This is a genomic window from Endozoicomonas sp. ONNA1, from assembly GCF_024606325.1.
GTDB lineage: Bacteria > Pseudomonadota > Gammaproteobacteria > Pseudomonadales > Endozoicomonadaceae > Endozoicomonas_A.
In genome coordinates this window covers 1-8,776 of sequence record NZ_JAHHPN010000161.1, presented here as the reverse complement: position 1 = coordinate 8,776, position 8,776 = coordinate 1, and the positions used below count along the sequence as shown (strand labels likewise).

Annotated in this window: 11 protein-coding genes; 2 read left to right on the top strand and 9 right to left on the bottom strand. The window is 44.2% G+C overall.

Annotated elements, in window-relative coordinates; all coding sequences use genetic code 11:
* Nucleotides 1-169 precede the first annotated feature (169 nt).
* The 8 genes from KDK19_RS03815 to KDK19_RS03785 all read right to left on the bottom strand — a co-directional run bounded on the left by KDK19_RS03815 (nt 170) and on the right by KDK19_RS03785 (nt 5,066).
* Nucleotides 170-382 carry a hypothetical protein gene (locus tag KDK19_RS03815; RefSeq protein ID WP_257291364.1) on the bottom strand — a complete coding sequence of 71 codons (213 nt, stop codon included), beginning with the start codon at nt 380-382 and terminating at the stop codon, nt 170-172.
* Between the two features lie 28 nt (nt 383-410).
* Nucleotides 411-764, bottom strand: a complete 354-nt coding sequence (locus tag KDK19_RS03810) for a hypothetical protein (RefSeq protein WP_257291363.1) — start codon at nt 762-764, stop codon at nt 411-413.
* A 27-nt stretch (nt 765-791) separates the two neighbouring features.
* Nucleotides 792-1,706 carry a metallophosphoesterase gene (locus KDK19_RS03805; RefSeq protein ID WP_257291362.1) on the bottom strand — a complete coding sequence of 305 codons (915 nt, stop codon included), beginning with the start codon at nt 1,704-1,706 and terminating at the stop codon, nt 792-794.
* Between the two features lie 44 nt (nt 1,707-1,750).
* Complete coding sequence (locus KDK19_RS03800) at nt 1,751-2,272, bottom strand: hypothetical protein (protein ID WP_257275277.1); 522 nt, start codon at nt 2,270-2,272, stop codon at nt 1,751-1,753.
* A gap of 427 nt (nt 2,273-2,699) precedes the next feature.
* On the bottom strand, nt 2,700-3,059 hold the full coding sequence (locus KDK19_RS03795) for a hypothetical protein (protein ID WP_257291361.1): 360 nt from the start codon (nt 3,057-3,059) through the stop codon (nt 2,700-2,702).
* Nucleotides 3,043-3,348, bottom strand: coding sequence for a hypothetical protein (locus KDK19_RS03790; protein WP_257275275.1), 306 nt, complete (start codon nt 3,346-3,348; stop codon nt 3,043-3,045). Before KDK19_RS03790 ends, KDK19_RS03795 begins: the two co-directional genes overlap by 17 nt.
* Complete coding sequence (locus tag KDK19_RS24275; RefSeq protein ID WP_368736433.1) at nt 3,234-3,830, bottom strand: recombinase family protein; 597 nt, start codon at nt 3,828-3,830, stop codon at nt 3,234-3,236. The genes KDK19_RS03790 and KDK19_RS24275 overlap by 115 nt, the downstream gene beginning before the upstream one ends.
* Before the next feature lie 84 nt (nt 3,831-3,914).
* The gene (locus KDK19_RS03785) at nt 3,915-5,066 is read right to left on the bottom strand and encodes a hypothetical protein (RefSeq protein WP_257291360.1); all 1,152 of its coding nucleotides are present in this window, start codon (nt 5,064-5,066) and stop codon (nt 3,915-3,917) included.
* Between the two features lie 243 nt (nt 5,067-5,309).
* Here KDK19_RS03785 and KDK19_RS03780 point away from each other — a divergent pair, with 243 nt between their 5' ends.
* Nucleotides 5,310-5,714: a hypothetical protein gene (locus KDK19_RS03780; RefSeq protein WP_257275273.1), complete on the top strand. Its 405-nt coding sequence runs from the start codon at nt 5,310-5,312 to the stop codon at nt 5,712-5,714.
* A 1,059-nt stretch (nt 5,715-6,773) separates the two neighbouring features.
* Here the strand turns inward: KDK19_RS03780 and KDK19_RS03775 are convergent.
* On the bottom strand, nt 6,774-7,343 hold the full coding sequence (locus KDK19_RS03775; RefSeq protein ID WP_257275271.1) for a DUF1285 domain-containing protein: 570 nt from the start codon (nt 7,341-7,343) through the stop codon (nt 6,774-6,776).
* A 268-nt stretch (nt 7,344-7,611) separates the two neighbouring features.
* Between KDK19_RS03775 and KDK19_RS03770 the strand changes: the two genes are divergently transcribed.
* The gene (locus KDK19_RS03770; protein WP_257275270.1) at nt 7,612-8,511 is read left to right on the top strand and encodes a YiiX/YebB-like N1pC/P60 family cysteine hydrolase; all 900 of its coding nucleotides are present in this window, start codon (nt 7,612-7,614) and stop codon (nt 8,509-8,511) included.
* The last annotated feature ends 265 nt before the right edge of the window (nt 8,512-8,776 follow it).

The following is an 8,776-nucleotide window of genomic DNA, read 5'->3' as shown; positions in this document are numbered from 1 at the left end:
ATTGTGGCTGGTTGCATAAACTTAATCGAGAGGTCATTTTAAACCGGTGATTTCAGGTTTTTGTTTGCCGGAGGTAACAATACCAAAAGTAAACAATTGGATTCTACTGTCATCAATCATGGTAGCACGTGATATGCCGTACAAGTGGTTGTTTGAGCAGAATTCTCAGCTACCAACTCCCAGAGCCTATACCCAGAAAAAAAGAGGTTAGCCCAAAAACAAAAAATAACCCAGTCAAAAGACAGTATTTGATGACATACCCAAAGGTCAGCTCCTGATCGGCAAGCCTGATGATGCCACCAATGATAAGTTTAAAGGCAAAGTAACACCCAGAGAGAAAGAATCCCAAGGAGAGTAAATTAAACGTCAATTCCAAATCCATAATAAAAGTTCCTTACAGCAGCCAACGGTTATTTTTCTTCAATAACGCCACATATGATTTCTGAGAACAGATTCCCGTCATCAAGCACAAAACCTATGCTGCCATGGTATGTGTAATAATTTTCTCGGGCAGCCTTATCCTCCGGATCAAAGACTTGTATCGTAGCAAAGACCGTATCGGTTCCTTCCTCAACCAGAACCCCGTCATGGTATAGACTTGTGAGATACGACAGGAACTCACTTGAATAATCATCGTAGTCGCTTCGATATCGGGTTTTAAAATTCTGACCCGAGTGAACCGGCAGCTCCATGATTAACTCATCCTCACAAACTATTCTTCCCTGTTTCTTTCGATGGTTGTAAACAATATCAAGAGCGCTCATGCATAACTCCTTGCACACTGTTGCTTATTATTGATTTCTGTCTATCCAAGTAAAGTTATCCTGAATAAGCTTCCGCTCACCCGACCAGCGATAAGCCACCAGTCTTCCCCCAGGGCGTGCAACGCTGTAGTCAACACAGGCAACCTGGTCACTCATTGGCCTGGGCTGTCCACTCATCCAGTAATGTCCTACAAATAACGGTACTGTATCCGTGTAGCGATAACTTTGTTCGGGCAGTGGAGTGTTGGGCAATTCTGCCTGACCTGTCCCGATGGTTGCATTTGACCAATGAGTCGCTTGTTCATCCCACCAGCGAATGCGGGCAGCGGTTCGCAGATTTCCTTTTTTATCTCTGAAACTAACGCCTGGTGGTAGTTCCAGCTCTACCCCTTTCAATAGGTACTCTATTGCATGGTAGAGCGGGTGTGATTTATCAGAAGCTGGAACATAAGCATCCGGTGTCAGGCAGTTATTTTCATCGAGAAAGGGGGCGACAATAGGAAAGCTGGTGTGATGCCATACTGCATGGATGATTCTCAATTCTCCCAGATCCAGAAACAGTGGCAGTGTCTTAAACCAGCTTATAGCCTCCTGATGTATGCTGGATTGAAATGGAAACTCAGCAATAAACTCCGCATGATCCCTGATGTTCTTCTCATTATGTGGGCGGAGGAAATCGCCAGCACCATCCGATATCGAATAACAGATGGCATTAAACTCATGGTTGCCCATCACAGCAAGAGCAGTTTCCTGCTCGATCATTGAACGACAAATGTCAATGGTTTTACGGTGTTGCCCCTGCCCATCTACAAAGTCCCCAACAAAAATGGCTTTCCGTTCAGGGTGGCGATATGCCGATTTACGTCGTTCATAACCAAGCTTGAGCAGTAAGGCTTCCAGCTCATCAGCTCGACCATGAATATCTCCAATAATGTCGTACATTCTTATTCTCATTGCATAGCGGAGGAGTGAGAAGGTTATCAGATTCAGTCTGATGAGAGAAAAGAGATCAACTGGTCATGATCCAGACTGTGATGCCAGCCAGGAAGATGGTCATCAATAAACTGTTCAACAAGCTCCCTTGACTGCATGTCTTGTTGGGTTTCGTTGTCACGAATAGCTTTCAGTGATTGCTGATACTGTTTTTGATCCTGCAGACCAGCTTTAAACTGTTGTCTTAGCTCTGACGTTTTCGCTGACAATTCCTTCTGGTTGGCTTTGTGTTGCCGCAGTTTTGAGAGAACACGCTTGAACTCTGTTGTAAGTAAATCGCGTTTTTCAGCCAGCAGCTTAAGATCATTATAAAGTTCTGTAAGCAGCTCAGAAGCGACCTGCTCTCCGATTACCAGGTAATTGCGACTGGCCCTGGCAAAGGTGGCCACATTGCGACCAGTCCTGTATCCAGAGAAGGGGGATGTTATTTCTACTGTTAAACCAGATCGGGAGAGGTCGGAGATGATACCTGAGACTGACTGACCATCAATGGTCAAAGAGATGTGCTTATTCATTTTTTTTCCTGTTTAGCGAGATTTATTAAGCGCCTGCAAGTGGGACTCAATTGGCGCTGACCGTTCAGGCTAATACATTATCCATGATCCAATCCTCTTGTATCTATTCTGATCAGTAAGTCGGCGAGTGCTGGTGAGGTTAATACTGGTATGGCATAGTCGTTCCAAACAGAGATAAACCCCACTTAAAGGGGGTTTAAAGGGTAAAGGAATGGGTATGGACACTGCCTGCCAAGCCAGTCTTGATGCGGCTGAGAGTGTTTTGCTGTATCTCGAGGAGATAAGAAAGAGAAAAAGTTATTTAACTCTACATGAGTGGCTTTTTTTGGCTTTGGCTGAGAAGACGAAAGAGTTGGCAACAGCAGAAATTGCCAGTGAAGACCTTTTGTTTGATCCAGAAGATCTTGTCGAATGGCTTAAGCAACATTCAGAGAAGAATCGACAGCTGCCACGTACCCTGATAGTACAGAATATCCTCCTGAATATCCGGGGCCAGACAGGTCAAGCGAATGCACTTTGAGACCCTGGCCTTGTCCACCTTCTCCTTCTCAGCCAGCTGCTTGATGCTGGCGAACTTTTGCCGTGTAAGCATCTTTAGCCAGCGGTGTCCCTGAATCAGAGCTATTTGTATCTGCTTCACTTCTGGCGGGTCGATAGCTCCAGCCGGGGTCTCGATGGTGGTCTTGCCTCCCCTTTGATTCATTCGAATCGGCAGAGTGACTTTGATCAGGTTTTCCTGTTCCAGAAACTCAACGCTTTCTTCGCCATTTTTAAATAGGTAAGCCATGGTCTTCGATCTCCGGTGATTGTGGGGATAGTTCCGATACCACTGAATCAATCCCATTGGGTTTGAAAAGAATGGTTAGTGTCGTAGTTGTCAGATCAATACGGTGTACCAATAGCTCAATCAGACGACGTTTTTCTTGGGTAAAGAGTTCCTCCCAGATAGTTGAAAGGTCACTCAGAACCTGGCGAACCCTGTCAATGTTGATCTGTGGTTCGATCCTTTCCACTTTTTCCCATACCTGCAACAAAAGTTCTGGGCTGGCCAGCTGTCGTTGTGTGCTCCCCAGCACCAGCTTTTCCAGTACAGAGGCCGACAGGGGTGGCAGTGGGCTGTTTGAGTAGCCTTTGGACTGGGCAGAGTAACTGACGTAATAACGAAAAAATTTGCCATTTTTCTTTCGTGTGCTGGTGGCCGAGAGGGAGTGACCATCGGCTCCATAAGCAGGCCCTTCAGGAAGGAGGTGTTCTTTCTCAATCGGGACCGGCGTGAGCGCTGGATGGACTCAATATCAAAGGCTGCCACTACTCTGGCCCAGAGGTTCTTTGAAATGATCGAAGTATGTTCCCCCGGAAACCATTCACCCTTGTTGCCAATTTCGCCGATGTAGATCCGGTTTCTTAGAATGCGGTACACAGCGTTTTTGGCAAAAGAGATGCTGCCACAGATACCTCCATTTTTTAAAGGTATCTGTTTGGTTGTATAGCCCTTGGCATTGAGCATCTCACAGATTGCTATGATCGAGCGGGTGGCAGCAAAATGCTCGAAAATCAATCGAACGACAGTGGGCTTTTTATCGGGGGAAGATCACTCGCTCTATTCGCCACTCTTGCTGTAAGTGTTATGCAATTCCCTGTATTAATTGTCAGTGAGTTGTAATCTTTCGATTGTCGATCCAGGTGAACGCTGTACTATTTTAAAGATTAGAATGGAAACGTGATGGAATTCCTGATTACCAGCATGAAGAAAAAGAAATAGGAAGTGCCTCAGAGAATCAAGAGATAAGGTCGTGTCAAAGCCTGCTTCTTGGTAAATTCCATGCATTTGTATTGCTGGCAACGAAGCTAATGTATTGGGCAAAGCGTTTATGTGCAACATAATGAATGGGTTATTCTCTGTATAAAAGGCAATAAATACTTGATTGTTTTGCGAGACTGAATTTATCAAAGTATCTAAAGAGTTATCAAAGATTGGTTGTTCTGTCGTAATTTCTGGAGGCCAAATTCCACAAAAACCTAGCTCTTCACAAAGTTTAACTAACATCTGACCACTAGTAAGCTGCTTGTTTCTGGAAAGACTAGTCCAAGTCGCAGCGAAGCTCCTTAATAAGTGATAATAGGAACCACTAATGAAATTCAGCTCAGAATGTCTCCGCCGGGTCACTCCGAAATCCTTAAGCAGTGTTTCCAGTGTATTTATCAGCTTAGCGATTGGCGTTTGAAAATGGTATGCTGCCATAGCCCGATTAGGCTCACTATTTTGGCTAGTCGCATCAGGGTTTAATTTTGAAGTAGTAGAAGCTAAAGCCAATTGCTGAGATTGCGGGATTTGCGGCATTTGCGAGATTTGCGGCATTTGCGAGATTTGTGGCATTTGCGAGATTTGCGGCATTTGCGGCATTTGCGGTATTTGCGAGATTGATGGTATTTGCGGTATTTGCGGTATTTGCGAGATTGATGGTATTTGCGAGATTTGTGGCATTTTCGGTTGAGCGTTTTTTTGGCTCAGATATGGAATTATTGGCAATGTATGCAGAACTGGAAAACCTGACCCTTTACAAGAAAAACTATAATCAGGTGTTTGAATATTTAACTCTAAATTGCCGGCAGGATAAGCCATTCTCCTCTGAACAAACAGAGGACAGAATGGATTTGTGCATCCATATTGGAACATAACAAAACTCATTGGATTAGCACAATGGGGGCAGTTTGAAGCGATGGCCTCAATAGAACAAAAAAACAGGACAAAAATAACACATTCAATGTACTTTAGCTTGACAACGATGTCCATAAACATGAAGCTCTTTGATTGATGTTTCCATATATTAGCACCTGAATTTTCCCATAAGGGGCATTTTAGGTTTTGCCCCTTCAACAGCACATAACAAAAAATTCTGAGGACCTCGCTGACGCTTTGTCTCTGATTTTGGCTATGGGCAAAGCAATTTTCGGGCAATATAACAAAAAAAACTCCACACCCTTTTTTTTCGACTAGAATCTTCTGTGCTTTTGGTTTTTTAGTGAGGTCAATGTCATGGATACAACTGTCTCAAAAAAGTCATACCTGACAAAAGTCGTTCAACTGATGAGTCATTACCAAAGTAGTTCTCTTTCCTCCGAGCAAAGGCTAAATAGGAGTCTGGCGCTTGGTTACTTGCAGGAATATGCCAATGCAGGAGTGTATGCATCAGATGATAATCAGGAAAGAACTCCCATATTTAAAAATGGGAAAGGGGTATATTGTGCTTTAGGTTATCTTTTGGTTAAAACAGGATATAAAGAATTTGCTGATGAAATTGCAAATAGTAACAATTACATTGATATAGAAGAAATCGAAAATTTCAATTCATCTGACATCGGTAAATGGTCTTTTCAATACGGTATAGATCGTAGTGAGGCGGTTATCATTCAAAGATATTCTCCAAGGCGTGGTGAGTAAAAATTCTTAATGTGTATTGGAGAGGTGTTGTGTCTTTTATCCATAGTTATGATCTTTCGCAGCTTTTTGCTTACTTGTTAGGTATATGTACAAATAGGTGTGTTGCACATTACATTGCTTGGGTTATATGAACTACGGCTACTCTAATTGCTTTTTTGCTCAACTTTCAGATTGCGGTGGCGTAGGTTTCAGGCCTGCGCTCTCCTCTTTCTTCGTATCGTTTGTGATAACCTTAGTTGGATATATCATATAAAGAGAAAGAGTATTGAATTAACATGCATCGAGAAAATTGCTATTCTGATTGTAGGTCTTTCCGTGCTGATCTATTTATTAGCAAAAGCTCTGCCCCTTTCGCTCATTAGTGCCCGTCCGAAAACCCTCGGACCTCCCCCCCCCTTAATTCAGAAGCCTCAAGCCCAATATAATTCTCGAAGATTTTCCAGAACCGGAATTTCTCAATTTGTGCGCCAAACCATCAATCCCCAAATGCTGTTGGGCGAGCTAGATATCTCTGTCATCACTTTCGACGCTAAATTACGAGATGATATACCCCGATTGCTCCGGACTTTAAAGTATGTACGGACAGACATAGAGCTACTCAATCAGGTTTCCAGTGCTCGACACCATGACCACCACTGATCAAAATAATGGCCGTCCCGCTATGGAATTTTGGAAAATACTAGTGCCTGGTACACTTCGGCTGGTGAGGAATTGCGATTATGACTGCCTGAGAGAGCCGACCAATGAACATGGTGCCCTGAGGCAAATGCTTGGCCAGAGACTGTATAGATAACCGTGTTTATATCTATCTTAATAGCAGTAATGGGTTGAGGATAGGCGAAATGAACAAGCAGCAGCTTGAAGCTTTCGATAGCGAGGCAGCCAAGTCAATCAAGACCGAAGATGATTTAAACGACTGCCGACAAATGCTCTCCAAGGTGACTATTTGAGGGGCTGCGGTACAGTAATGTACCGCGCTACCCGGCCCTTAGAGCAGTATCCGGCTCCTTACCTGCCTTATGGGCGCTCAGGCAGATTTGTTGCTTTCTAATAGAGTCATTATTCAGAATTGATACTGCCAATGGAGAAAGTTTTACCGTGACTATTGATGCACAGCTCAACATCATGCTCCGAAGACTTTTCTTCTGCCATCTCAATGAGTTGATAGAAGACATTACGATGAACCAGAGCATCGAGCTGAGCCCTGACCCTAATGTAGGGTGAAGGCTCTCCCGTCGACGGATCGATGTTGACCCACAAAGGATGCTCCTGATCCAAAGTCACTTTATCACCCACATTAGTAGTAAAAGTGAGACCGTCGTCTTTCTTTTCAACGGATACAGCTACAAACGGAGCGTCTTCCACCTGAATTCTGACCTTCTCTACCGGGGTTACCAGGTAAAAGCAGTCATCGTCGTCATGCCTGAGGATCGTAGAAAACAGTCTAACCATCGACTCTCTGGCTATGGGTGATCCCATATAGAGCCAATTACCGTTTCGACAGATTTTCATGTCTATATCCCCACAAAAATCTGGATTCCACGAATGAACAGGAGGCAAACCCTGCTGTTTTTGGAGAGGTTTCATGCTCTCAGCCAACCTTCCGGGTGATATGGATTGATCACTCATAACTCGGCCCCTCTGCCTGTTGTCATTGTTCTGTTGAAATATCAGCACTCAGATGAAACATGGATGCAACAAAGTCATTATATCGTCTGAATGAGGATACCGTCTGATTTATCTCTGCCGAACAATGGATGAACCCCGTTATGGACAGCGAGCAGGATAAAGACCAAAAGTCACCACAATCTTACCAGGAATATGGCTGATGCTACTATTTATGGTATGCACTCAAGTTGTGAAGAAGTGCTTTGTTGAAGACCGACAGGGAAAAATAATGCAGCTCTTCAAATCACTGGCTGGCCTACTGACTCAATGGCTTATGCAGCAGCCTGAAGACAATAACTGCCCTCTTTGTGATTTCGAAAGAATCCGACACGAACTCAGGCCCTGTGATGTGGTGCTCGTTGAAGGAGAATCTCGAGTCAGCAATGTCATCAAACAGATTACCCAGAGCCCCTGGTCCCATGCCATGCTTTATATCGGTCGATTGCATGATATAGAAGATGAACGTGTTCGACAGACCGTTAAAGAATCTTACGATGGCTCTCCAGATGACCAGCTCATTATTGAGAGTGAGCTTGGATTTGGGACAGTGGTACATCCTCTAAGCCGGTATGAAGGTCAACATCTGAGAATCTGTCGACCCAATGGACTGAACTACTCCGACAGTCAGCAGGTCATTCATTATGCTGTTAGCCGTTTAGGTCTCGACTACAATGTCCGCCACATATTGGATCTGGCTCGCTTTTTCTTTCCCTATTCCATCATGCCCAGGCGCTGGCGTTCCACTTTATTTCAACATTCTCCCGGAGATGAAACTAAAACAGTTTGCTCGAGCATGATAGCGGAGGCGTTCAGTTTTATTCACTTCCCGATTCTGCCTCTTGTGAAGATGACCGGAGAGAAAGGTGTCCAGCTGTTTCAGCGTAACCCCAAGCTCTGCACCCCCAGTGATTTTGACTACTCTCCCTATTTCCAGATCATTAAATATCCTTTCCTGGATTATACCCACCACTCGGATTATAAACTGCTTCCCTGGCATGGCCATGGTGCTCTCGAAGGTCAGGAAGGTCAGCTTTATATCACCCCTGACAAGGTGAAAGAATTACAGCAAATGGGGTTAAGTGGCGGTTCAGGCTCAGAAAATCTCGGCAACAAAAACACTTTGAACTGAAACTTAACGGTTAAACTGACGGATATAAAATCAATCGAGTGTAATAAAAAACCTGATTATTCTGAATTGATCTTACAGCTCAGTGGACGCATGAAGATTCTGCACCATAATTAGTCCTACTGATCCGATCGACTTCCCCCTACGATCAATCAGTCTAGGTCAGTAATTGACCTCGATACTTGCATTGTGTACCTATGTTTCACTCCTAATGGTCTTAACCCGTGCACTCTTCCCCCAGAGGCACGGGTTTCTTTTTTCCCGTCTC